Origin of the sequence: Thermus amyloliquefaciens (genome assembly GCF_000744885.1) — a bacterium.
Taxonomy (GTDB): Bacteria; Deinococcota; Deinococci; order Deinococcales; family Thermaceae; genus Thermus; species Thermus amyloliquefaciens.
This window is the reverse complement of the sequence record NZ_JQMV01000003.1, coordinates 760,286-782,924: the sequence shown is the minus strand read 5'-3', so window position 1 is coordinate 782,924 and position 22,639 is coordinate 760,286. Positions and strand designations below refer to the sequence as shown.

Annotated in this window: 20 protein-coding genes and 1 pseudogene; 10 read left to right on the top strand and 11 right to left on the bottom strand. The window is 67.5% G+C overall.

All coding sequences use genetic code 11. The features are described from left to right. The first annotated feature begins 2 nt into the window (after nt 1-2). The 3 genes from BS74_RS04390 (at nt 3) to acnA (ending at nt 3,918) form a co-directional block, all read left to right on the top strand. The gene (locus BS74_RS04390) at nt 3-755 is read left to right on the top strand and encodes an alpha/beta hydrolase (RefSeq protein ID WP_038056401.1); all 753 of its coding nucleotides are present in this window, start codon (nt 3-5) and stop codon (nt 753-755) included. Between the two features lie 4 nt (nt 756-759). Continuing rightward, a complete protein-coding gene (locus tag BS74_RS04385; RefSeq protein WP_038056399.1) occupies nt 760-1,113 on the top strand; it encodes a carboxymuconolactone decarboxylase family protein in 354 nt (117 codons plus the stop codon). A 99-nt stretch (nt 1,114-1,212) separates the two neighbouring features. Beyond that, complete coding sequence (gene acnA / locus BS74_RS04380; RefSeq protein WP_038056397.1) at nt 1,213-3,918, top strand: aconitate hydratase AcnA; 2,706 nt, start codon at nt 1,213-1,215, stop codon at nt 3,916-3,918. A 100-nt stretch (nt 3,919-4,018) separates the two neighbouring features. Here acnA and atpD read toward each other — a convergent pair whose 3' ends face one another. The 9 genes and pseudogenes from atpD to BS74_RS04335 all read right to left on the bottom strand — a co-directional run bounded on the left by atpD (nt 4,019) and on the right by BS74_RS04335 (nt 12,400). Beyond that, entirely contained in the window at nt 4,019-4,690 is a 672-nt protein-coding gene (gene atpD, locus BS74_RS04375; protein WP_038056396.1) for a V-type ATP synthase subunit D, read from the bottom strand. A 23-nt stretch (nt 4,691-4,713) separates the two neighbouring features. Next, a complete protein-coding gene (locus BS74_RS04370; RefSeq protein ID WP_038046061.1) occupies nt 4,714-6,147 on the bottom strand; it encodes a V-type ATP synthase subunit B in 1,434 nt (477 codons plus the stop codon). An 11-nt stretch (nt 6,148-6,158) separates the two neighbouring features. Then, on the bottom strand, nt 6,159-7,895 hold the full coding sequence (locus BS74_RS04365) for a V-type ATP synthase subunit A (RefSeq protein WP_038056394.1): 1,737 nt from the start codon (nt 7,893-7,895) through the stop codon (nt 6,159-6,161). Nucleotides 7,896-7,907: 12 nt separating this feature from the next. Beyond that, a complete protein-coding gene (locus tag BS74_RS04360) occupies nt 7,908-8,222 on the bottom strand; it encodes a V-type ATP synthase subunit F (RefSeq protein ID WP_185747739.1) in 315 nt (104 codons plus the stop codon). A 2-nt stretch (nt 8,223-8,224) separates the two neighbouring features. Then, nucleotides 8,225-9,196: a V-type ATPase subunit gene (locus tag BS74_RS04355; RefSeq protein ID WP_038056391.1), complete on the bottom strand. Its 972-nt coding sequence runs from the start codon at nt 9,194-9,196 to the stop codon at nt 8,225-8,227. 3 nt (nt 9,197-9,199) lie between these two features. Beyond that, complete coding sequence (locus tag BS74_RS04350) at nt 9,200-9,766, bottom strand: V-type ATP synthase subunit E (protein ID WP_038056388.1); 567 nt, start codon at nt 9,764-9,766, stop codon at nt 9,200-9,202. A gap of 55 nt (nt 9,767-9,821) precedes the next feature. Continuing rightward, on the bottom strand, nt 9,822-10,121 hold the full coding sequence (locus BS74_RS04345) for an ATP synthase subunit K (RefSeq protein WP_038056386.1): 300 nt from the start codon (nt 10,119-10,121) through the stop codon (nt 9,822-9,824). Nucleotides 10,122-10,133: 12 nt separating this feature from the next. Further along, a pseudogene (locus tag BS74_RS04340) lies at nt 10,134-12,089 on the bottom strand (V-type ATP synthase subunit I). Then, nucleotides 12,086-12,400 carry a V-type ATPase subunit subunit G family protein gene (locus BS74_RS04335; RefSeq protein ID WP_038056384.1) on the bottom strand — a complete coding sequence of 105 codons (315 nt, stop codon included), beginning with the start codon at nt 12,398-12,400 and terminating at the stop codon, nt 12,086-12,088. Before BS74_RS04335 ends, BS74_RS04340 begins: the two are co-directional and overlap by 4 nt. A 101-nt stretch (nt 12,401-12,501) precedes the next feature. On the opposite strand from BS74_RS04335, the gene BS74_RS04330 reads away from it, so the two are divergent. From BS74_RS04330 to BS74_RS04300, 7 genes are all read left to right on the top strand, one after another. Further along, nucleotides 12,502-13,647, top strand: coding sequence for a 23S rRNA (cytosine(1962)-C(5))-methyltransferase (locus BS74_RS04330; protein WP_038056382.1), 1,146 nt, complete (start codon nt 12,502-12,504; stop codon nt 13,645-13,647). 101 nt (nt 13,648-13,748) lie between these two features. Next, nucleotides 13,749-13,958 carry a DUF3248 domain-containing protein gene (locus tag BS74_RS04325; RefSeq protein ID WP_038056380.1) on the top strand — a complete coding sequence of 70 codons (210 nt, stop codon included), beginning with the start codon at nt 13,749-13,751 and terminating at the stop codon, nt 13,956-13,958. Next, nucleotides 13,955-14,326: a DUF3809 family protein gene (locus BS74_RS04320; RefSeq protein WP_038056378.1), complete on the top strand. Its 372-nt coding sequence runs from the start codon at nt 13,955-13,957 to the stop codon at nt 14,324-14,326. The genes BS74_RS04325 and BS74_RS04320 overlap by 4 nt, the downstream gene beginning before the upstream one ends. Nucleotides 14,327-14,347: 21 nt before the next feature. Then, entirely contained in the window at nt 14,348-15,022 is a 675-nt protein-coding gene (locus BS74_RS04315; protein ID WP_038056376.1) for a metal-dependent hydrolase, read from the top strand. Next, nucleotides 15,015-15,842 (top strand): serine/threonine-protein kinase, encoded by an 828-nt coding sequence (locus tag BS74_RS04310; protein ID WP_038056374.1) that lies wholly within the window; start codon nt 15,015-15,017, stop codon nt 15,840-15,842. Before BS74_RS04315 ends, BS74_RS04310 begins: the two co-directional genes overlap by 8 nt. Then, nucleotides 15,843-17,741: an AMP-binding protein gene (locus BS74_RS04305; protein ID WP_038056372.1), complete on the top strand. Its 1,899-nt coding sequence runs from the start codon at nt 15,843-15,845 to the stop codon at nt 17,739-17,741. A gap of 3 nt (nt 17,742-17,744) precedes the next feature. Further along, a complete protein-coding gene (locus BS74_RS04300; RefSeq protein WP_038056370.1) occupies nt 17,745-20,126 on the top strand; it encodes a tetratricopeptide repeat protein in 2,382 nt (793 codons plus the stop codon). Here the strand turns inward: BS74_RS04300 and murJ are convergent. Then, a complete protein-coding gene (gene murJ, locus BS74_RS04295) occupies nt 20,077-21,558 on the bottom strand; it encodes a murein biosynthesis integral membrane protein MurJ (protein WP_038056368.1) in 1,482 nt (493 codons plus the stop codon). The genes BS74_RS04300 and murJ overlap by 50 nt on opposite strands. After that, the gene (locus BS74_RS04290; RefSeq protein WP_038056366.1) at nt 21,548-22,636 is read right to left on the bottom strand and encodes a PDDEXK family nuclease; all 1,089 of its coding nucleotides are present in this window, start codon (nt 22,634-22,636) and stop codon (nt 21,548-21,550) included. The genes murJ and BS74_RS04290 overlap by 11 nt, the downstream gene beginning before the upstream one ends. Between the last annotated feature and the right edge of the window lie 3 nt (nt 22,637-22,639).

Genomic DNA, 22,639 nt, shown 5'->3' with positions numbered 1-22,639 from the left:
GCATGGACGCCAAGAGGCTCCTTTTCCTCTTCCTGGCGGCGGCTTTGCTCCTGGGCGGGGCGGTGGTGGGGGTGGCCCTTTACTTCCTTAGGCCCCTGAAGGCGGAAGGGGTGGCCCAGGAGGTCCTCTCCCGCTCCGGCCTTGCCCTGGAGGAAACCCCTTACGGCTTGGAGCTCGTCCCCAAGGCCCCCAAGGCCCTTTTGGCCTTCTACCCCGGGGCGCGGGTGGAGCCCTTGGCCTACGCCCCCGTGCTGGCCCCGGTGGCCCAGGCGGGATACCTGGTGGTCCTCCTCAAGGTGCCCTCCGGCATCGCCCTTCTGGGGAAGGAGCGGGCCCTCGAGGCCAAGGCCGCCCACCCCCACCTCCCCCTGGCGGTGGGGGGGCACAGCCTGGGCGGGGTGGCGGCGGCGGAGGTGGCCGCCCGGGAAGGGCTTCCCCTCCTCCTCTTCGCCAGCTATCCGGAGGCCGACCTTTCGGGGGAGCGCCTCCCCACCCTGGCCCTCTTCGGCACGGAGGACGGCCTCTTACCCCCTGAGGAGGCCCGGGAAAAGGCCAAGCGCCTCCCCCGAGGGGCCCGGGTGGTCTTCCTGGAGGGGCTGAACCACGCGGGCTTCGGGGCCTACGGCCCGCAAAAGGGGGACCGGCCCGCCACCCGCCCCCGGGAAGCCCTTTGGCGGGAGATCGCCCAGGAGGTCCTCCTCTTCCTGGAGAGCCTGGGCTGGGACACTCCTCCCCCACCCCAGGCCCTACGCTAGGGGCATGGAGCGGACCCACGAGCAGGTTCTTAAGGCCATGCGGGAAAACCTGGGGGAGGGCCTTCCCCAGGCCATCCCCCTCCTGGCGGAAAAGGCCCCGGGCCTCCTTTTGGAGCACGGGCGGAGCTGGAGCTACGCCATGCCGGAAAAGGGGGCCCTGGACGAGGGCACGCGCACCCTGATCCTCCTGGGCATCGCCCTGGCCACGGGTTCGGAAAGCTGCGTCAGGGCCATGAGCCACCGGGCCAAGCGCCTGGGCATCCCCAAGGAGGCCCTCCTGGAGACCCTGAAGATCGCCCGGCAGGCCCAGGCCAACGCCGTCTTGGGGCACGCCACGCCCCTTCTGGAGGTGCTATAGTGGGGAAAGCCGGGGTGGGCGCCCCCCCTCGGAACACTTCCCCCAACAACCGAGCCCAGTTTGGCCCTTTGCCCTTCGGGGGAAGGGAAAGGAGCGGACGTGAAGGACAGCTTCAAGACCCTAAAAACGCTGAAAACGGCCCGCGGCACTTACGGCTACTTTGACCTTGGGGAGCTGGAGAAGCAGGGGGTGGCAGAGGTAAGCCGCCTGCCCTTCTCCATCCGGGTCATGCTGGAAAGCCTCCTGAGAAACGAGGACGGCTACCAGGTGACCCGGGAGGACATCGAGGCCCTGGCCCGCTGGCAACCCGAGCCCGGGGAGATCAACGTGCCCCTGAAACTGGCCCGGGTCATCCTCCAGGACTTCACCGGGGTGCCGGCGGTGGTGGACCTGGCCGCCATGCGGAACGCCGTGGCCGAGCGGGGCGGGGACCCCAAGCGCATCAACCCCGTGGTCCCCGCCGACCTGGTCATTGACCACTCGGTGCAGGTGGACGCCTTCGGCACCGCCTACGCCTTCTTCTACAACGTGGAGAAGGAGTACGAGAGAAACCGGGAGCGCTACCTCCTCCTCAAGTGGGCGCAAAACGCCCTGGAGAACTTCCGGGTGGTGCCCCCGGGCACCGGCATCGTCCACCAGGTGAACCTGGAGTACCTGGCCCAGGTGGTGATGCAAAAGGAGCAGGACGGCCTCCGCCTGGCCTTCCCCGACAGCCTGGTGGGCACCGACAGCCACACCACCATGGTGAACGGCCTGGGGGTCCTGGGCTGGGGGGTGGGGGGCATCGAGGCCGAGGCGGTGATGCTGGGCCAGCCCTACTACATGCTGGCCCCCAAGGTGGTGGGCTTTAAACTCCATGGGGAACTCCCCGAAGGGGCCACCGCCACCGACCTGGTCCTGACCATCACCGAGATCCTCCGCAAGCACGGGGTGGTGGGCAAGTTCGTGGAGTTCTACGGCCCCGGGGTGGCCAAGCTCTCCCTGGCCGACCGGGCCACCATCGCCAACATGGCCCCCGAGTACGGGGCCACCATGGGGTTCTTCCCCGTGGACGAGGAAACCCTCAACTACCTGAGGCTCACCGGCCGGCCCGAGGAGCTGGTGGAGCTGGTGGAGGCCTACACCAAGGCCAACGGGCTTTTCCGCACCCCGGAAGCGGAGGCCAAGGTCCAGTACTCCGAATACCTGGAGCTGGACCTCTCCACGGTGGAACCCTCCCTGGCCGGCCCCAAGCGGCCCCAGGACCGGGTGGCCCTTAAGGAGGTGAAGGCGAGCTTCCTCGCCCACCTCACCAAGCCGGTGAAGGAAAGGGGCTTTGGCCTTACCCCGGAGCAACTCTCCAAAAAGGTAGCCGTCAAGCGGCAGGAGGAGGAGTTTGAGCTCACCCACGGCTCGGTGGTCATCGCCGCCATCACCAGCTGCACCAACACCTCCAACCCCACGGTGATGCTGGGGGCGGGGCTTTTGGCCAAGAAGGCGGTGGAGGCGGGGTTGGACACCAAGCCCTGGGTGAAGAGCTCCCTGGCCCCCGGCTCCAAGGTGGTCACGGACTACCTGGAGATTAGCGGCCTCCTCCCCTTCCTGGAGGCCCTCCGCTTCCACGTGGTGGGCTACGGCTGCACCACCTGCATCGGCAACTCCGGCCCCCTGCCGGAGGACATCGCCCGCGCGGTGGAGGAGGGCGATCTGGTGGTGGCGGCGGTCCTCTCCGGCAACCGCAACTTTGAGGGCCGCATCAACCCCCACGTGAAGGCCAACTACCTGGCGAGCCCCATGCTGGTGGTGGCCTACGCCCTGGCGGGGCGCATGGACATCGACTTCGCCACCGAGCCCCTGGGCCATGACCCCAACGGCAAGCCCGTGTACCTCAAGGACATCTGGCCCTCCATGGAGGAGATCCGGGAGGCCATGGCCAAGACCCTGGACCCCGAGCTCTTCAAGAAGGAGTACGCCAGGGTCTTTGAGGGGGACGAGCGCTGGCAGGCCCTTCCCGCCCCCACCGGGGAACTCTTCCAATGGGACCCCGAGAGCACCTACATCCAAAACCCCCCCTTCTTCCAAACCCTGGGCCAGCACCAGGTGGGGGATATCCGGGGGGCCAGGGTGCTTCTGGTCCTGGGGGACTCGGTGACCACCGACCACATCTCCCCCGCCGGGGCCATCCCCGTGAAGAGCCCGGCGGGCCAGTACCTGTTGGCCAAGGGGGTCAAGCCCGAGGAGTTCAACTCCTACGGCTCCCGCCGGGGCAACCACGAGGTGATGATGCGGGGCACCTTCGCCAACATCCGCATCAAGAACCTCATGCTGGACGGCCTCGAGGGCGGATACGCCAAGAAGCTGCCGGAAGGCGAGGTGGACTTCGTCTACAACGTGGCCATGCGCTACAAGGCCGAGGGCACGCCCCTTTTGGTCATCGCCGGCAAGGAGTACGGCACCGGGTCCAGCCGCGACTGGGCCGCCAAGGGCACCTACCTCCTGGGGGTGAAGGCGGTGCTGGCGGAAAGCTTTGAGCGGATCCACCGCTCCAACCTGGTGGGGATGGGGGTCCTGCCCCTGGAGTTCCTCCCCGGGCAGAACCGGGAGACCCTGGGCCTCACCGGGTACGAGGTCTACGACATCCTGGGCCTTCAGGACCTCGTCCCCCGCAAGAAGGTGGAGGTGGTGGCGCGAAGGGAGGATGGCACGGAGGTGCGCTTCCAGGCCATCGCCCGCCTGGACACGAAGGTGGAGGTGGACTACTACCAAAACGGGGGCATCCTGCAGACCGTGCTCCTCAACCTCCTGAAGGAGGCCAAGGCCCAGTAGGCAAAGCGGCAAAGGACCCCGGGGGTTCCCCGGGGTCCTTTGTTCCTGCCCGCGCCGCCTTTTCGGGGAACCCACCCTGGCCAAGCCAGGGTGGGTGGCATTAGAGGCCCGCCCCGATTTCCAGGTGCGGGTTGGGGCGCCCGCCCTCGGCCTCCGCCTCCCGGGCCTCGATCTTGCCCTTGATGCGTTTTAGGCGGAAGGTGTCCTCCCGCTCCCGTTGCTCCAGGACCTGCTGGATGAAGCGGATCTGGGAGCGGATGCCGGGGATCACCACCTGCTCCAGGGCGTTCACCCGGCGGGTGGTCTTCTTGATCTCCTCGCCGATTTTCTTGAGGCGGGTTTCCGTGTTGGCCACCTGGATCAGGGCCTCGGCGTAACGGCGGAAAGCACGGGCGGCCTCCAGGGTGTAGGCGGGGGTGCCCACCGGGGAAAGGAAGGCCCCATCGGGAAAGGTGGCCCTAAGCCTGGGCACCTTGCTCCCCCAGACGTTTTCCACCTCGGCCTCCACCCCCTCGAGGGGCCTTATCCCCAAAGCCGCCCCGGAAACCACCTCGGGCCCGTCAAAGGCCTGGGCAAGGAGCAGGGCCCCATAGGCCTCCTGGGCGGCCTGGTTCAGGGCCTTGCGGGCCTCGAGGGCCTCCCGCACCAGCCCGAAGAACTCCGCCACCAAGGCGTCCCGCTTCTTCTTGAGGAGGTCCACCCCCTTCTGCGCCAGGCGCATCTGGCTGCGCCGCTGCAGAAGGTTCATGCGGGTGGGGCTCACTTGGCTCAAGACTTCACCTCCTTACCGGGGGCCTATAGGGCCTGCGGAGCACCCCAGATCTCCTCCAGCTTCTGGCCGTAGTACTTGCCGATGTGGTCCTTGGAGATCCGCTTAAGCTCCCCTTGGGGTAGCATGGAAAGCAGGGCCCAGGCGATCTGCAGGCTCTCCTCAATGGAGCGGTTCTGCTGGCCCTGGTTGATGAAGTGCCGCTCAAAGGCGTCGGCGAACTGCAGGTAGCGGCGGTCGTTTTCCGTGAGGGCGTCCTCGCCGATGATGGCCACCAGCTTGCGGATGTCCACCCCGTTGGCGTAGGCGGAGTAGAGCTGGTCGGACACCTGCTTGTGGTCCTCCCGGGTCTTGCCCTTGCCCACGCCGTTGTTCATGAGCCGGGAAAGGGAGGGCAAGGGGTCAATGGGCGGGTAGATGCCCTTGCGGTGGAGCTCGCGGGAGAGCTGGATCTGGCCCTCGGTGATGTAGCCGGTGAGGTCGGGGATGGGGTGGGTGCGGTCGTCGTCGGGCATGGAGAGGATGGGGATCTGGGTCACGGACCCCTTCTTGCCCACCACCACCCCGGCCCGCTCGTAGATGGTGGCCAGGTCGGTGTACATGTAACCGGGGTAGCCCCGCCGCCCGGGGATCTCCTCGCGGCTCGCCCCGATCTCCCGCAGGGCCTCGCAGTAGTTGGTCATGTCCGTGAGGATGACCAGCACGTGGTAGTCGTGCTCAAAGGCCAAGTACTCCGCCACGGTGAGGGCCATGCGGGGGGTGAGGATGCGCTCGATGGTGGGGTCGTCCGCCTTGTTCAGGAAGAGGACGGAACGGCTAAGGGCCCCCGTGCGCTCAAACTCCTGGATGAAGTAGGAGAGCTCCCGCTGGGTGATCCCCATGGCGGCGAAGACCACGGCGAAGGGTTCCTCCTTCTCCCCCTCCCCGGAGAGGTCCGGGCGCACCGTGGCCTGGCGGGCGATCTGGGCGGCGATCTCGTTGGCGGGAAGGCCCGAGCCGGAGAAGATGGGGAGCTTCTGCCCCCGCACCAGGGTGTTCATCACGTCAATGGTGGAGATGCCCGTCTGGATGAACTCCTCCGGCTTCCTGCGGGCCACGGGGTTCAGGGGCAGGCCCACGATGGGCAGGCGCTTCTCCGGGGTGATGGGGGGCAGGCCGTCGATGGGCTTGCCGATCCCGTTGAAGCGCCGGCCCAGCATCTCCTTGGAAACCCCAAGCCGGGCCACGTCCTCCACCAGGCTCACGCTGGTGGTGGCCAGGTCCAGCCCCGTGGTCTCCTCAAACACCTGGATGACCGCATACTCCTCGGAGACCTCGATCACCTGGCCGCCGCGCACCCGGCCCGTGCCGTCCTTGATGTCCACGATGGCCCCGTAGGCCAGGTCCTTGGCGTTCTCCACGAAGAGGAGAGGCCCCGAGATGTAGGTGATGCCCGTGTATTCCTTCTTGAGAAGATCCATCCTTCCCTCCCCTAGGCCAAGGCCTTGAAGGCCCCCTCGATCTCCTTCATGGTCTCCTCAAAGTAACCGGGGAAGTCCTGCTCGCTCACGTAGCGGGCCCGGCCGATGCGCTCCATCACCGGGAGCTGCAGGATCTCGTCCACGGTAACCCCTCGCCGGATGGCCGCCTCCGCCTCCTTGTAAAGGCTCAGGATCATCTTCATGATGCCGTAGGCCTTCCCCATGGAGCAGTAGGCGTCGATCTCGTGGTAGGCGTTTTGCTGCAGGAAGTCCTCGCGGATGATCCGCCCCACCTCGATGACCAGGCGCTCGGCATCCTGGAGGGCATCGGGACCCACCAGCTGGACGATCTCCTGCAGGCCCGCTTCCCGTTGCAAGAGCTCGGAGATGGCGTCGCGAAGCTCCGGGTAGTCAGGGGCCACGTTCTCGCGGTACCAGGGATCCAAGGCGGGGGTGAAGAGGGAGTAGGAGCCGTTCCAGTTAATCGCCGGGAAGTGGCGGCGGAAGGCCAAGGAGGCGTCCAGCCGCCAAAAAGCCCCCACGATGCGCAGGGTGGACTGGGTCACGGGCTCGGACATGTCCCCGCCCGGCGGGGAGACCGCCCCCACGATGGTCACCGCCCCCTCCTCCCCGTTTAGGGTGATCACCTTGCCCGAGCGCTCGTAGAAGGCGGCCAGACGGGCGGCCAGGTAGGGGGGGTAGCCCTCCTCCGCGGGCATCTCCTCGAGGCGGCTAGAGATCTCGCGCAAGGCCTCGGCCCAGCGGCTGGTGGAGTCGGCCATGAGGGCCACGGCAAAGCCCTGGTCGCGGAAGTACTCGGCGATGGTCACCCCCACGTAGATGCTGGCCTCACGGGCGGCCACGGGCATGTTGGAGGTGTTGGCGATGAGCACCGTGCGGTGCATGAGGGGCCCACCCGTCTTGGGGTCGGTGAGCTCGGGGAACTCCACCAGCACGTCCGTCATCTCGTTGCCCCGCTCCCCACAGCCCACGTAGACCACCACGTCGGCGTTGGACCACTTGGCCAGGGACTGCTGGGTCACGGTCTTCCCGCTGCCAAAGGGCCCAGGGATGGCCGCCGTACCCCCCATGGCCACGGGGAAGAGGACGTCCAGGATGCGCATCCCCGTGAGGAAGGGGGTGTTGGGGTCCAGCTTCCTTTGCACCGGCCGGGCACGGCGCACGGGCCAGGTGTGGTACATCTTGAGCTCGGTGCCGTCCTCCAGGATCACCACCGGCTCCTCCACCGTGTACTCCCCGGCGGGCTTCACCTCCTTGACCCGGCCCTTCACGTCCGGGGGCACCAGGATCTTGTGGGTGAAGTTGAACTCCGGGACCGTGCCCAGGACCATGCCCCCCTTCACCTCATCCCCCGGCTTCACCCTGGGGGTCCAGGCCCACTTTTTCTCCCGGTCCAGGGCGTGGACCACCACGCCCCGGGTGATGTAGATGCCGGTCCTCTCCTGGATGCGCTCCAGGGGGCGCTGGATGCCGTCGTAGATCCCGTTCAGCATCCCTGGGCCCAGCTCCACCGCCAGGGGAAGCCCCGTGGACACCACCGGCTCCCCCACCTTCAGCCCCGAGGTATCCTCGTAAACCTGGACGAAGGCGGTGTCCCCATCCAGGCGGATGATCTCCCCCACCAGGCCCTCGTGGCCCACCTTGCAGATGTCGTACATACGGGCCCCGGTCATGCCCTTGGCGATCACCGCCGGGCCCGCAATCTTCTGGATCACGCCCTGGATCATCTTCCCTCCATTCTACAGCTTGATGTCAAAGCCTATGGTCCTTCGCACCAGCTCCCGCATGTACCCCTCCACATCGGGGTTCTGGAAGGCATCCCGCAAGCCCGCGATGGGAAGGAGCACGGGGAGGCTCTTGCCCCGCATGAGCCTCTCCACCGCCTTTTCCGGCTCGGGAAGAAGCCCGCTGTCCACGGCCACCAGGGCATACCCCCCGGCCTGGACAAGCGCCTCCAGCCGGGCCCTGGCCTCCTCGGAGGTGGAGGCGGGGTAGGCCTCGAGGCCCGCCAGCCTAAACCCCTGCGCCGCCTCGGGGTCAGCGATCACCGCGATCTTCATTCGCAGACCACCTCCTCCTCCACCTGGGCCCGGGGAAGCCCGAAGTAGGCCCGCCTGGCCAGAAGCCTAAGCCGCACGGCCTCCCACTCCCGCTCCTTCACGTAGGCCAGCACCAGCCCCACGCCCAGGGGGTCGGCGGCCCCCTTCTTGGCCTCCTTCAGGAGGAGGCAGCGGAGCCGCCTTTCCAAGGCCTTGAGGTCCCGCGCGCCCGCCAAAGGGGCAAAGGGGGTGCCCGCAAGCTCGTCCAAGACGGCGTAATCCCCCTCCAGGAGCCGGGCGAAGCGCACCCGGTCCACGAAGCGCCCGCCCCGGATAAAGACGCCTTCCACCGGCACGTCCTGCCCCTGGAGCTTAAAGGCGGTGCGCAGGTTCTCGGCGTCCACCTCGAGGGCCAGGTAGTCCCGCAAGGCCGCCTCCTCCAGGGCCTTGGAGGCCTTGGCCACGTCCTCAAAGAAGCGCTTGGCCAAAAGGGCCTCGATCCGCCCCAGGTCCTGGGTTTCCCGCAGCACCGCCCTCAAGGCCCGGGCCAGGGGGTGCCCCGGCACCGAGAGCACCTGGGCCATCCCCGCCGCGTCCTGGGCCTCGTAGGCCTGCCGCCAGAGAGCCTCCTTCAGGGTACCCGGGAGGAGGACCACCTCCTCAAAGGGCCTCCCCGTGGCCTTGGCCCGCAGGAGGGCCTGCAGGTTGGTGAGGTCGTTCCTCAGAAGGAGAAGCCGGACCGCCTCCCGGGCCTCCCCCGTGACCAGGCCCGCCAGATCCCCCACCAACCGGGCCTGGGTGAGGGCCACGGCCCGGTCCACCTCAGGAAGGCCCTGGCCGGCCAGGTCCTGGCCGTAGACGCTCTCGGAAAGGAGGCGCAGGAAATCCGCATAGGAAAGGTCCAAGGCCTCCTGAAAAAAGCTCTCCTTGAGGAGGGTGCTCCGCCTGGCCCGCACCCGGGCGTTTAGGTAGCCGAAATCATCCGCCATGTTCTAGCCCCACAGCACCTGGGCCACCTTGGAGGAGAGGGCATCCCAGGCCCGTTCCAAACGGCTTAGCAGGGCGTTCTCCACCTGGGTCCTGCCCCCCTTGCCGATGGCCCTCACCCCAAGGCGCAAGGCGGGATCCGGGCGAAGCTCCAGCCCCCGCTCCCGCGCCAGACCCTCGAGGTGGGGAAGGTTCTCGGGATGGGAGGCCAGGGCCTCGGGCTCGCCCAAGGCCCCAAGGGCCTCCTCCGCCAGCTTCCGCAAAACCCCTGGCCAATCGGGGCTACCCGGTAGGGCGCCAAGGGCCTCCTGCACCCTTTCCCTCACCCGGGCCAACACCTCTCCCTTGGCCTCGGTACGGGCTGTGGCCAGGAGGAGCTCCCCGGCGCTTTCCGCCCGGCGAAGGGCGGCCTGCAGGCTGGCCTCGAGGGCCCGCTTCTTAGCGGAACGCAACCCTTCGGCCTTGGCCCTGGCCTCGGCCGCCAGGCGCTCCGCCTGGGCCTTGGCCTCCGCAAGAAGGGCCTGGATCTCCGCCTCCACCTCCTGGCTCAAAATGGCTTCCAGTTTGGACATCTGCCCTCCTTGGAAAAAGGGCCCCACCCCACCAGGGGCAGGGCCCCCAAACCCCTTACAGCTTGCCGTTCAGGATGAAGGCGATGAGAAGGCCGAAGATCACCAGGGTCTCGGGCAAGAGCAGGAAGATCAGGGCGGTACCGAAGTTGCTCCGGTCCTCGGCGATGGCCCCCACGCCCGCCGCACCGATGCGGGCCTGGGCCACGCCGGTACCCAAAGCCGCCAAGCCCACCGCCAGGCCCATGCCCACGGCGATCAGGCCTCGGTCCAGACCGCCGGAAGCCGCCGCCTCCTCCGCCGCCAAAGCCAGCGCGCCGAAAACCGCCACCAGAACCGTAACCAGAAGCTTCTTCATCTCTTTCCCTCCCTAAAGCGTCTCACGGACGCTCTTGAACGGCCGGTAAGGCCTGCCGTTCTCCTCGTAGAAACCGAACTTGGTGAAGAACTCCACCCAGATAAGACGGATGGGCTGGAGCATGTGGCCGAGGGTGGTGAGGAGGAGGATGAGCAGGTGCAACACCGCCGCCACCAAGACCCCAAAAGCACCCCCAGAAGCCCAATCCGCTCCGCCAGGGCGAAGCCCACATCGGTAAGAAGGCCCGCCAGGATGCCCCCGGCAGCCCCCACCGCATAGATACGGATGTGGGAGAGGATGTGCCCTGCCTGGGTGAAGATCTCCGGAACCATGAGCCACATCCGGCTCACGAGAACGGAAAGCAGGAAGAGGCCAAAGCCTAGGTACATGAGCAAGGACAGCCACCCGGCCTGCAGGTTCCCCAGGTACCCGCCGCCAGGGCCAGGATGCCCACCAAGCCCCCAGGTACCCCACCCCCTCCCAGAAGTGGGCCATGTGGTGGTGCTTCAGGCCCAGGTAGGCCCGTAGGGCCAGGCCCCAGAAGACCATGACCACCCCGAAGGCCACGGAGAGGAGGATGAGGAGGTTGGCGGTCTTAGCCGTGTCGATGCGGGGGATGAGGATGGGGATGAGGCCAGGATGCTCGGGGGTGCCAAACACCCCCAGGTGCTCCAAAAAGGTGCCGAAGAACTCCCCGTAGACGAAGCCCCAGACCACCGTCCAAAAGACCATCCAGTTCAGGATGTAGACCAGCTTCCCGATGACCGCAGGCTTGAGCCTAAGGGCGAAAAGGTCGATCACCAAAGGCTCGTTCCGCTTGACGAACCCGGAAAGCCAGCGCCCGAGGAGGAGGAAGAGAAGGGCATACCCTATATCCCCCACGATCATGCCGAACCAGAAGGGGAAAAAGATGGGCACCACCGGGGTGGGATCCAGGGAGCCGTACTTGGGGGTGTTGAGGAAGCTCACCAAAAGCTCAAAGGGCTTCACCCAAGGGGGGTTGTCCAGGGTCACGGGTACCCTATCGGCCTCGTAGTGCTCGTCCACCGGCTCAAAGGCGTAGACCACCTGGTCCTTGTGCCGGGCCAAAGCCTCCTCCACCCGGCCCTTGGCCTTCACCGGCAGGTAGCCCAAAAGGGCAAAGCCAAAGCGCCCCGAGGCCAGCTCCTCCAAGGCCTTCAGCCGGGCCGCCTCATCCTTAGCCCGGGTCCAGAGGCTTTGCAGGGTGGAGGCCGCCTCCTGGGCCAGCCGGTAAAGGGCCTGCCGCACCTCGGAAAGCTCCTTGGGGGCCGCCTCCGCCCGCTCCTTCAACCGGCGGGCGGCCTCGCTTAGGGGAAGATCCCCGTAGGCCCCAGGGAGGCGCAGCTCCGCCACCCCAGCCCGGGAAAGGGCAGCCTTGGCGGCCTCGAGGTCCTTCCGGTGCACCACGAGAAGCCCCGCCACCCCTTTGGCATAGGGTGCGCTGGCCAGGACAAACCGCTCCTCCAAGGCCTTCTTCAAGGCCTCCTCCACCAGGGGAAGCTCCTTCTCGGCCAGCAAAAAGGGCACCACCCGGAAGAAGGGGCTCCGGTCCAGGCCCTGGGCCATGGCGGCAAGCTTTTCCAAGGGCTCCAGGTAGGCCTGGGCCAGGGAAAGCTCCTCCTCCAGCTCCTGCCGCTGCCGGGCCAGGCCCTCGGCATGGCCCTGGATGGGGGCTAGGGCCTTTTCGGCCGCCTCCAGGCCATCGGGGAAGGGCCTTCCGGGCTCCACCTCCCGGCCCAGAAGGGCCAGGGTGTGCTCGGCCCCCGCCGCCACCCCTTCCCAGCGCCTCAGTTCCTCCCGCTCCTCTTGGGAGAGCTTGTACTCGGCAAGCTCCTCCACCCGGAGGGTCTCCAGGTGGACCACCCCCGCCTGCTGCAGGCTTTGGAGAAGCTCCTGGGCCTTGGCCTTGGGCCCGGCCAGGACCAGCTTCTCCATGGGGGCGATCACGGCAAAACCTCCTTCAACACCAAGGCCACGGCCTCCTTCAAACGGGCCTCCGCCTTCTCCTTCACCGCCTTGGCCTCGGCCTCCGCCTGGGCCCGGTACCGGGCCAGAATGGCCTCGGTTTCCTTGGCCTCCCGGTCCCGGTACTCGGCCTCCAGGGCCTTAGCCTCCGCCTCCGCCTGCTGCAAAAGGGCCCTGGCCTCGGCCTCCGCCTGTTGCACCAGGAGCTCCGCCTCCTTTTTGGCCGCCTCCAGGCGGGCCAGAAGCTCCCTTTCCTTTTCCGCCAGGCTCTTGATAAGTCCCAGGCCTCCCATCGCCCCTCCCTTCGTGAAAAGATGCGCAAAGTGCGCCTGCCGGGTATGATACCGGCCCTTGGGGCAAACGTCAACCAACCCCGCTTAAGTATACTTAAGCGGTGCGGATTCTCGTCAACGAACACGGAGCCCAGCGCCTTCTGGCCCGGCACCTTTGGGTCTTTCGCCGCGATGTCCTCTCGGGCCCCGAGGAGCCCGGGCTTTACCCCGTTCACTGGGGCAAGCGCTTTCTCGCCCTGGCCCTTTTCAATCCCCAAAGCGACCTGAGCGTCCGGGCCTACCGCTTCCGCCCGGCCACGGACCCGGCAAAGGCGCTCCTGGAAGGCCTGGACAAGGCCCTGGCCCGGCGTCTTCCCGCGCTGGAAAGGGAGCCCGAGGGGGGCTTCCGCCTGGTCCATGCGGAAGGGGACTTCCTGCCGGGGCTGGTGGTGGACCACTACGCGGGCCACCTGGTCTTGCAGGCCACCGCCTACGCCTGGGAAGCCCTCCTGCCCCTGGTGGCCGAGAAGCTCAAGCCCCTGGGCAAAAGCCTCCTGGCCAAGAACGACGCCCGGGCCCGGCAGCTCGAGGGCCTCCCCCTGTACGTCCGGCCCCTCTTCGGCCAGGTGCCCCAGGAAGCCACGGTGAAGGAGGGCCAGATCCGCTACCGGGTGGACCTCGCCGGGGGCCAGAAGACCGGGGCCTACCTGGACCAGCGGGACAACCGGATCCTCATGGAAAGGTTCCGCGGGGAAAGGGCCCTGGACGTGTTCAGCTACGCGGGAAGTTTTGGCCTCCACCTGGCCTTGGGCTTCAAGGAGGTGATCAGCGTGGACAGCTCCCCTGAGGCCCTAAGGCAAGCGGAGGCGAACGCCAGGCTGAACGGGCTTTCCCTCAAGACGGTGGAGGCCAACGCCTTTGACCACCTGAGGGCCCTGGAAAAGGCGGGGGAGCGGTTTGACCTGATCGTGCTGGACCCGCCCGCCTTCGCCAAGGGGAAAAAGGACCTGGAAAGGGCCTACCGGGCCTACAAGGAGGTGAACCTCCGGGCCATCAAGCTCCTTAAGGAAGGGGGGCTCCTGGCCAGCAGCAGCTGCAGCCACCACCTAACCGAGCCCCTCTTCTACCAGATGCTCACCGAGGCGGCCCAGGACGCCCACCGCAGCCTAAGGGTCGTGGAGAAACGCGGGCAGGGATGGGACCACCCCGTCCTCCTCAACCACCCCGAAACCCACTACCTGAAGTTCGCCCTGGTGGAAGTGCTCTGATCCGGACCGCCAGGCCTTGGGGAGGGGGATGCCCTTAAGCACCCCCTACGACGGGGTGCTGAACTCCCTTCCCCCAGGCCGCCCCGGGATAGACTAAGGGGGTGGAGAAGGAGCTACTGGAAGCCCTGGGCCAGCACCTGGTCTGGCGCATCGGCCGGGCCGAGGAGGAGGAGGTCCTGGTGGTGCGGGTGGGCCTGGCCTCGGCCACACCCCGCTTCCGGGAACTGCCCAGGCTCGTGAACATCCCGGACGCCGAGGTGGCCCGCCTGGCCAAGGAGGGCCGGGTGCGGGTGGAGTGGGTGGAAGGATGAAGGCCAGGCTGCACCTCCACCTCAACGGCCGCCCTACCCCGAACCTACCCCTGGAACTCCGCCTGGAGGGGGAGGAGGTGCGGGGGGTTTTCCGGCAGGAAAACCCCGTGCTCGGGGAGGTGGCCCTTCCCTTCGCCTCGAGGCTCGAGGGGGAGCACCTCAAGGCCCTGCCCCTCCCGCCCCCCTCCCTTAGGATCGAGGGCCGGATGCGCACCCAGGCCTCGGGGGTAGAGCTGGAACTGGAGCTGGAACTCGTCCTACCTGAAGGCCAAAGCTGGGGCGAACGGGCCTTTGCAAGGATCCTGGAGCTTCTCTTCTTTAAAGGCCTGGAGCGCTCCCTTCCCCAGGCGACCCTTCCTCCGGTATAGTGCCCTATAAAGGAGGTGCCCATGCTGGAAATCCGCTATCTGGGCCACTCGGCGGTGTGGCTTTCCGACGGCAAGACCAAGGTGGTCATCGACCCCTTCCTCACCGGGAACCCCCTGGCCCCGATGGGGGTGGGGGAGGTGCAGGCGGACCTGATCCTGGTCACCCACGCCCACGGGGACCATTTTGGCGACGCCGTGGCCCTCTCCAAGAAAGGGGGCACGGTGGTTTCCACCTTTGAGATCGCCACCTATGCGGAGAAGCATGGGGCCAAGAGCCTCCCCATGAACATCGGGGGGACCCACCGCTTCCCCGGGGGCTGGCTCAAGTGGTTCCCCGCCTGGCACTCCTCCAGCTTCCCCGACGGCACCTACGGGGGCATGCCCATGGGGGTGGTGGTGGAGCTTGGGGGCAAGCGCATCTACCACGCCGGGGACACCGCCCTCTTCTCCGACATGCGCCTCATCGGGGAGCTGGGCCTGGACCTGGCCTTCCTGCCCATCGGGGACCACTTCACCATGGGCCCGGAGGACGCCCTGAAGGCCCTGGAGCTTCTCAGGCCCAAGCGGGTGGTGCCCATCCACTACAACACCTTCCCCCCCATCAAGCAAGACGGGGACGCCTTCGCCAAGAAGGCCCAGGAAAAGGGCGTGGAAGGCCACGCCTTGAAGCCGGGAGGGGTGTTGGTCCTTGACTAGCCTAAAGCGGAAGGACTTCCGCCTAAGGATGCTCCTAGGCCTGGGCCAGACCGCCCAGGTCTACCTGGCGGAGGCCCCTTCGGGGGAAACGGTCGCCCTGAAGCTTCCCCGCAAGGAGGTGCGCCAAGACCCTAAGCTGGCGGAGCGCTTCGCCCGGGAGGTTTCCCTCAGCCTCTCCCTGAGGCATGCCCACCTGGTCCGGGGGCTCCACGGGGTACCCTTTGGCGAGGAGGCCTTCCTGGCCCTGGAGTACTTGGAAAAGGGAACCCTGGAAGACCTCCTCCTCCAAAAACCCCTCCCCCAAGAAGAGGCCGTCCGGGCCCTTCTCCAGGTGGGGGAAGCCCTCCTCTTCCTCCACCAAAGGGGCCTGGTCCACCAGGATGTGAAGCCGTCCAACGTGTTCGTGGGGGAAGGGGTGTACAAGCTGGGGGACCTGGGGACCGTCCGCCCCCTGGAAGAGGCCAGCCCGGAGTACGCGGGAAGCCCCCACTACCTGGCCCCCGAGCTCTTCCTGGGGGCCAAGCCTAGCCCCAAAAGCGACGCCTACAGCTTCGGCGTGATGGCCTATGAGCTCCTGACGGGGAAGCGCCCCTTCCGGGGGGAAACCCTCGAGGAGCTCCGCAACGCCCACCTCCTGCTCCCTCCCCCGCCCACCTCCTTGCCTCCCCGGCTGGACAAGGCCCTAAGGCGGCTTCTGGCCAAGAACCCCGAGGAGCGGCTGGACCTCAAAACCTTCCTGGAGGTCCTGAAAAACCCCCAGGGCCCCAAGACCGAGGCAACCCCCACCAAGCGCCGGGGGTTCCTCTTCTGGAGGAAGTAGATGGAACCCATCTGGTACCCCAACCCCGAGGAAGCCCGGGCCACACGGCTTTTCCAGTTCATGCAAGCCCTGGGCTTTGAGGACTACCAGGCCTTCTACCGCTACAGCACGGAGGAGCCCGAGGACTTCTACCACGCCTTCTTTTCCCACCTGGGCCTACCCTGGCGCAAACCCTACCAAAGGGTCATGGAAGGGGGGTTCCCCCTCCCCCGCTTCTTCGTGGGGGGGCGGCTCAACCTGGTGGAGGCCGCCTTGCGCCACGAACCCACCGCCCTGGCCCTCATCCACGAAACCGAGGAGGGAGGGGTGCGCACCCTCACCTACGGGGAGCTCTTGCAGGAGGTGGAACGGGTGGCGGCAGGGCTACGGGCTTTGGGCGTGGAGCGGGGCGACCGGGTGGGCCTCTGGTTCCCCATGGGCCTCGAGGCGGCCATCCTCCTCCTGGCCACCGCCTGGCTTGGGGCTGTGGCCATCCCCATCTTCTCCGGCTACGCCGCTGAGGCCGCCGCCATACGCCTCAAGGACGCCAAGGCCAAGCTCCTCGCCGTGCAGGACGGCTTCCACAGGCGAGGAAGAAGGGTGGAACTCCTCCCGGAGGCCCGCAAGGCCCAGGCCCTGGCGGAAACCCCCCGCCTTCTGGTAGTGCGCCGGCTAGGCCTTCCCCTGGAAACCGGGGAGGTGGACTACGCCACCCTGCAGGGCGAGCCCTTCCCCCCGGAGGAAATGGAGAGCATGGACCCCTTCATGCTCATCTACACCTCCGGCACCACGGGCCGCCCCAAGGGCACGGTGCACTACCACGCGGGCTTTCCCCTGAAGGCCGCCTTGGACCTGGCCCTCCTCTTTGACCTGAGGGAGGGGGACCGCCTCTTCTGGTTCACCGACCTGGGCTGGATGATGGGGCCCTGGGCCATCCTGGGGGGGCTCCTCCTGGGGGCCACGGTCTTCCTCTACGACGGGGCCCCCGACCACCCGGGGCCGGAAAGGCTCTGGCGGATGGTGGAGGCCCACCGCCTCACCCACCTGGGCCTCTCCCCCACCCTGGTGCGGGCCCTGATCCCCTTGGGGGAGGAGCCCATAAGGGCCCACGACCTCTCCTCCTTAAGGGTGCTTGGCTCCACCGGGGAGCCCTGGAACCTCGAGCCCTACCTCTGGTTCTTCCGCGTGGTGGGAGAGGAAAGGCGGCCCATCGTGAACTACTCCGGGGGGACGGAGATCTCCGGGGGCATCCTGGGGAACGTCCTCCTCAGGCCCATCAAGCCCATGGGCTTCAACACCGCGGTGCCCGGGATAAAGGCCGCGGTGCTGGACGAGGAGGGAAGGCCCACGGTGGGCCGGGTGGGGGAGCTGGCGGTGCTCAACCCCTGGCCCGGCATGACCAAGGGCTTCTGGCAGGACGAGGCCCGCTACCTGGACACCTACTTCGCCCGCTTCCCCGGGATTTGGGTCCACGGGGACCTGGCCCTTCTGGACGAGGAAGGCCACTTTTTCATCCTGGGCCGCAGCGACGACACCCTCAAGGTGGCGGGCAAGCGGGTGGGGCCCGCCGAGGTGGAAACGGCGGCCATCGCCCACCCCGCCCTTAAGGAGTGCGCCGCCATCGGGGTGCCCCACCCGGTCAAGGGGGAGGCCATCGTGCTCTTTGCCGTGCTGAAGCCCGGCCATTCCCCAAGCCCCGAGCTGGCCCAGGCGGTGGCCGACCGGGTGGCGGAGGCCCTGGGCAAACCCCTAAGGCCGGAGAAGGTGGTCTTCGTGCCCGACCTGCCCAAGACCCGGAACGCCAAGGTGATGCGCCGGGTGGTGCGGGCCGCCTACCTGGGCCAGGATCCCGGGGACCTCTCCGCCCTGGAGAACCCCGAGGCGGTGGAGGCCATCCGCCAGGCTTCCCAAGGAGGCTAGCCCGTGCAGGCCCTGGGCCTTCTTCTCCTCCTGGGCCTTGCCCTGGCCACACCCTTGGAAAGCGCCCGAAGCCTCCATGCCCAAGGGGAGATGGCCGGGGTCTTGGCCCAGCTTGACCCCCTGCTCAAGGGCTACGACCCCCCGGAGGAGGCCTTGATCCTCGCGGGCTTCGCCCAGTACCGCCTGGGGCGCCTCGAGGAGGCCCTTTTCACCTTCAGCCGTCTGGTGGGCACCCTCAAGGGGGGTGGGGAGGCCCTCTACGGCTTCGGCCTCACCTTGAGAGCCCTTGGGGATCTGGAGGGGGCCAAAAGCGCCCTGGACTGGGCCCTGCGGCAGGGCTACCGGGAGGCGGAGAGCATCCTGGGACGCCTTCCCCCACCCCCTCCCCCGGCCCCCAAGGCCCGCAAAACCCCACCCCCCTTCCGGGCGGAGGGGGGACGGTTCTGGATCGGGGATACCCCCTTCCAGGTCCGGGGGGTCAACCTGGGGGTGGCCCTGCCCGGGCGCTTTCCCGCGGAGTTCCCGGAGGAGGAGGCCCTTTACCGGGCTTGGCTGGAACTCCTGAGGGCCATGGGGGCCAATGCGGTGCGCACCTACACCCTCCTCCCCCCCGCCTTCTACCGGGCCCTCCACCACCACAACCGCCTCCACCAGGACCGCCCCCTCTACCTGTTCCAGGGGGTTTGGACCGAGCTTCCCGAGGAGGAGGGGTATGAGGACTGGGAGGGCCCTTTCCTGGAAAGGTTCCTCCTGGAGGGGCGGGAGGTGCTGGACGCCCTCCACGGCAACCTCCGCCGCCCCCCTCGCCCGGGGCACGCCCACGGGGACTACACCGCGGACGTCTCCCCCTGGACCCTGGGCCTCCTGGTGGGGCGGGAGTTTGAGCCCTACGCCGTGCAGGCCTACAACGAGCGCCACCCCGGACGGGGCTACCGGGGGAAGTTCTTGGAGGCCCTACCCGGGGCCAGCCCTTTTGAGGCGTACATGGCGGAGGTCCTGGACCGCCTGGCCGGGTACGAGTGGGAGGCTTACGGCACCGTGCGCCCCCTCTCCGTGAGCAACTGGCCCACCCTGGACCCCCTCTTCCACCCCACGGAGAGCACCCGGGAGGAGGAGGTGGTCCTCAGGCGGGCTCGAGGGGAGCGGATCGCGGAGGAGGCGGTGCGGGAGCTGGACAACGACAAGGTGAGCCTGGACATGGCCCTCATCCGCCCTCGTCCGGGAAGCCCCGTGCACACCTTCGCCAACTACCACGCCTACCCCTACTACCCGGACTTCATGAACCTGAGCCCGCGGTACCAGGAGGTCCGGGGCCCCTTGGGGCCTTCCAACTACTTTGGTTACCTTCTGGACCTCAAGGCCCACCACGGGGACCAACCGGTGCTCATCGGCGAGATCGGCCTGCCCACAAGCCGCGGCATCGCCCACTTCCAACCTCAGGGCCTTCATCACGGAGGCCACTCAGAGGAGGCCCAGGCGGAGGGGGTGGCCCGTCTGGTGGAGGAGATCGAGGCCGCGGGGCTGGCAGGGAGCCTGGTCTTCGCCCTTTTGGACGAGTGGTTCAAGCGCAACTGGCTCTTTATGGAGTGGGAGGCCCCCGGCCGCGATCCCTTCTGGCACAACCTCCTGGACCCCGAGGAGAACTATGGCCTCCTGGCGGCCACGGCCCGGGGGGGCTTCCGCCTGGACGGGAAGGCGGAGGAGTGGGAAGGGGTGCCCTTCCTCCTCCGGGAGGAAGGCCGCTTCCTCAAAGCCCACGCCGACCCCGAGTACCTCTGGCTCCTCTACCGGGGGCCCCTGCCCCTAAGGCTCTACCTGGACACCGTCCCCGGGGGCGTACCCGTGGCCCAGGGGTTCGGGGCGGAGTTCCACCTGGAGGTGGGCCCCGAGGGGGGAAGGCTTCTCCTCGAGGCGGGCTACTACCCCTTCCAGGAGCTGGACCACGGCCTTTCGGGGACGGAGTACCTCCTTTTCCGCGGGCCCAGCAAGCCCGGGGAAGGCCCCTTCGTCCCCTTCCTCCTTGAACCCAACCGCCGCCGCACGGGCCGGGACGGGACCGACTACCCCCGGAGGGTCTACGAGCTGGGCCAGCTGCGGCGGGGGCAGGACCCGGAAGGGGCCCGGGACCCCACCGCGGACTACGCCCTGGGGGAAGGGGGGCTTTTGGAACTCCGCATCCCCTGGGGCATGCTCCTGATAGCCGACCCCAGCCAGCGCCTCGCCTGGTACGCCCCCGAACCCATCCCCATCGGGGGCATAGGCCTCCTCCTGGAAGGAGCCCCGCCCCTCCGCTTCACCTGGCCCACCTGGGAGGAACCCGCCTTCGCCCTGAGGCTTAAGCCCCTCTATTTCCGTCTGCAGGAGCTCTGGCGAGGAGGGCCCTGAGGGGGAGGCCAAGCAAGCGAGCCCCGAGGAGGAAGACCCCAAGCCCCAAAACCCCCCCGAGGAAAAGGGGCAGGAGGGCTTCCCCCGCCGTGGCCACGGGGAAGAGCCCCCTGAGAACCCACCCCAGCAAGGCCAGGGGAAGCCCCGCCAGCCAGGCCCGCAGAAGGAAGCCGGGCAGAGCCGGGATCCCCACCCCCTCCCGCCCGAGGAGGCGGAGGTAAAGGAAAAGCCCCAAATACCCCGCCAAGGCGGTGGCCAGGTTCAGGGCAAAAAGCCCGGCATCCTTAAGGAGCCAGTACCCCAGGGTGTTGGTGAGGAAAACCACGGCGCTGGCGGAAACCGCTTCCCGGATCCTTCCCAGGGCATAAAGCCCCCTTAGAAGCAGGGTGTTCACCCCCCAGGGCAGGACGGCAAACCCCAGGGCCTGGAGGACCTGGGCGCTGTAGGCCCGGTTTTCCGGGGTAAGGGGGCCAAAGAGGCCAAAGAGCACCACCACCACGAAGGGGGCCAGGGCCACCAGCATCCCCCCAAGAAGGGAAAAGAGAAGGATAAGCCGCTTCAGGGGGCCCGTGAGGAAGTGGGCCAGCTCCTGGCCCCTCAGGGCGCTCATCCGGGGGAAAAGGGCGATGGCGGGGGAGGTGGCAAAAAGCCCCAAGACCATCTGGAAGACCACCTCGGCGTTGTAAAACCCCGTGACCGCCGCCGGGGGGTAGCGGGTGAGGATATGGGTCAGAACCAGGTTCAGAAACTGGCGCAAGGAGGTGGTGAAGGCGAAGGGCCCCATCCGGAGCAAAGCTGGAGCAAAGGCCCGGTGCCAGCGCCACTCCAAGGTATAGCCCTTGAGGAAGGGAACCTGCACCAGGGCCTGGAAAAGCCCTCCCAGGGCCACGGAAAGGCCAAGGAAGGTGGGGTCTCCTGGAAATAGGGCCATCAGGCCGATGGCCACCAGGTTAAAGGCCACGGGGCCTAGGGCGTAGGGCAGGAAGCGCTCCTCCGCCTGCAACAACGCCGAGAACAGGGCGGCCATGGAGATGCCGAGGAGAAAGGGCAAAAGGAGGCGGGTGAGGTAGACCACCTGGGCCAGGTCCTCCCGCAGATGGCTCTCCCCAGCCACCAAAAGCCCCACCACCCAGGGAGCCAGGAGGTACCCAAGCCCAAGCACCAGGAGGTTGACCCCCAACAGAAAGGCTCCAAAGCGGCGGGCGAAGGCCCGGGCCTCCTCTGGGTCCAGGCCCTTCAGGAGGGGAATGAGGGCATTCTGCACCGCCCCCTCCGCCAAAAGCTCCCGGAGGAGGTTGGGCACCCGGTAGGCCACGTTGAAGGCGTCCTTCAGGGCGTCGGGGTAAAGGGCGTTGAAGACCGCCTGGCGCAGGAGCCCGAGGACCCTCGAGGCCAGGGTCCCCCCCATCACCAGGAGAACCTTACGGAGCATTCCCCTCCAGAACCTCCTGGAAGACCTCGAGGAAGTTGGCCTGGTTCACCACCGTGAGGCCGTGCAGGGCGGAGAGCTCCTTGGCCCGGGCCTTGTCCATGCCCAAAAGGACCAGGAAGCTTTCCCTAGCGGAAAGCCCCAGCACCTTCTTGAGCCCCGCATACTTGGCGATGTGGGCCTGGAAGTCCCCGGTCTTGGCCTCAAACCAATAGACCCTCTCCCCCACCCGCACCAGCACGTCCAGCTCCATGGCCTCCCCACCCGGCAGGGTGACCTGGTAGCCCACCGCCACCTCGTGGGGCAGGTTCTTGGAGCGGAGGAGCTTGCGCACCTTCTCGGCCACGTACCGCTCCAGCCAGCCCCCGGTGAGGAAGTTCTGCACCCAACCCTCCGTGCTGGCCTTGGCCCGGATGCGCCTTTCCTCGCTTTTGTAGTGGTAGGAGGTGAGGAGGGCGTACTGCTTCAGCATGGTGCAGAACTGGGTGGAGTTGGCGATCTCCTCCTGGGAGGCCTCGGAAAGGGAAAGCTCAAACTGGCGCTTGGTGGAAAGGCTTTGCTTCAGACGCTCGTAAAGCTTTTCCAGGCTGGGGTAGCGGTCCCCCAGGAAGAGGGCCAGGCGGGTGAGGACCTTCTCCTTCTCCTCCTCCTCCTGGGGCTTCCGCACCACCTGGATGCCCAGGCCCCTCAGCCATTCCTCCAAGGAGGCCACCCTTTTGGCCTTCGGGGCCTCCTGGACCCTGGGGGGCTCAGGGGGAGGAAGGGGAGCCTTGGGAGGCTCCGGCGGCGCCCCCTTCACCAGCCGCCACATCTCCCCGGCCAGGGCGAAGAAGCGGGCCCGCACCGGGTCCTCTGCCCCTTCCAGGCCCGGGGGGGTAAGGCCGGAGCGCAAGGCGTCCAGGAGCCAGGCCTCGAGGGCCTCCCTCAGGGCCTGCCTGGCCGCCTCCAGGTGCTCCGCCTCCACCCTCACGCCCAACTCGGGAAGCTCCGCGGCAAAACGCCCTGGACCCAAGAGCTCGTAGCGGGCCTGGGCCATGGTCCTTTCCAGGTAGCGGGTGAGAACGCCCACGGGCTCCAGCATATC

Coding starts and splice junctions, on each gene's coding strand:
- BS74_RS04390 (WP_038056401.1), top strand. CDS start 3: ATGGACGCCAAGAGGCTCCTTTTCCTCTTCCTGGCGGCGGCTTTGCTC.
- BS74_RS04385 (WP_038056399.1), top strand. CDS start 760: ATGGAGCGGACCCACGAGCAGGTTCTTAAGGCCATGCGGGAAAACCTG.
- BS74_RS04370 (WP_038046061.1), bottom strand. CDS start 6,147: ATGGATCTTCTCAAGAAGGAATACACGGGCATCACCTACATCTCGGGG.
- BS74_RS04365 (WP_038056394.1), bottom strand. CDS start 7,895: ATGATCCAGGGCGTGATCCAGAAGATTGCGGGCCCGGCGGTGATCGCC.
- BS74_RS04355 (WP_038056391.1), bottom strand. CDS start 9,196: ATGGCGGATGATTTCGGCTACCTAAACGCCCGGGTGCGGGCCAGGCGG.
- BS74_RS04350 (WP_038056388.1), bottom strand. CDS start 9,766: ATGTCCAAACTGGAAGCCATTTTGAGCCAGGAGGTGGAGGCGGAGATC.
- BS74_RS04345 (WP_038056386.1), bottom strand. CDS start 10,121: ATGAAGAAGCTTCTGGTTACGGTTCTGGTGGCGGTTTTCGGCGCGCTG.
- BS74_RS04335 (WP_038056384.1), bottom strand. CDS start 12,400: ATGGGAGGCCTGGGACTTATCAAGAGCCTGGCGGAAAAGGAAAGGGAG.
- BS74_RS04320 (WP_038056378.1), top strand. CDS start 13,955: ATGAAGGCCAGGCTGCACCTCCACCTCAACGGCCGCCCTACCCCGAAC.
- BS74_RS04315 (WP_038056376.1), top strand. CDS start 14,348: ATGCTGGAAATCCGCTATCTGGGCCACTCGGCGGTGTGGCTTTCCGAC.
- BS74_RS04305 (WP_038056372.1), top strand. CDS start 15,843: ATGGAACCCATCTGGTACCCCAACCCCGAGGAAGCCCGGGCCACACGG.
- murJ (WP_038056368.1), bottom strand. CDS start 21,558: ATGCTCCGTAAGGTTCTCCTGGTGATGGGGGGGACCCTGGCCTCGAGG.
- BS74_RS04290 (WP_038056366.1), bottom strand. CDS start 22,636: ATGCTGGAGCCCGTGGGCGTTCTCACCCGCTACCTGGAAAGGACCATG.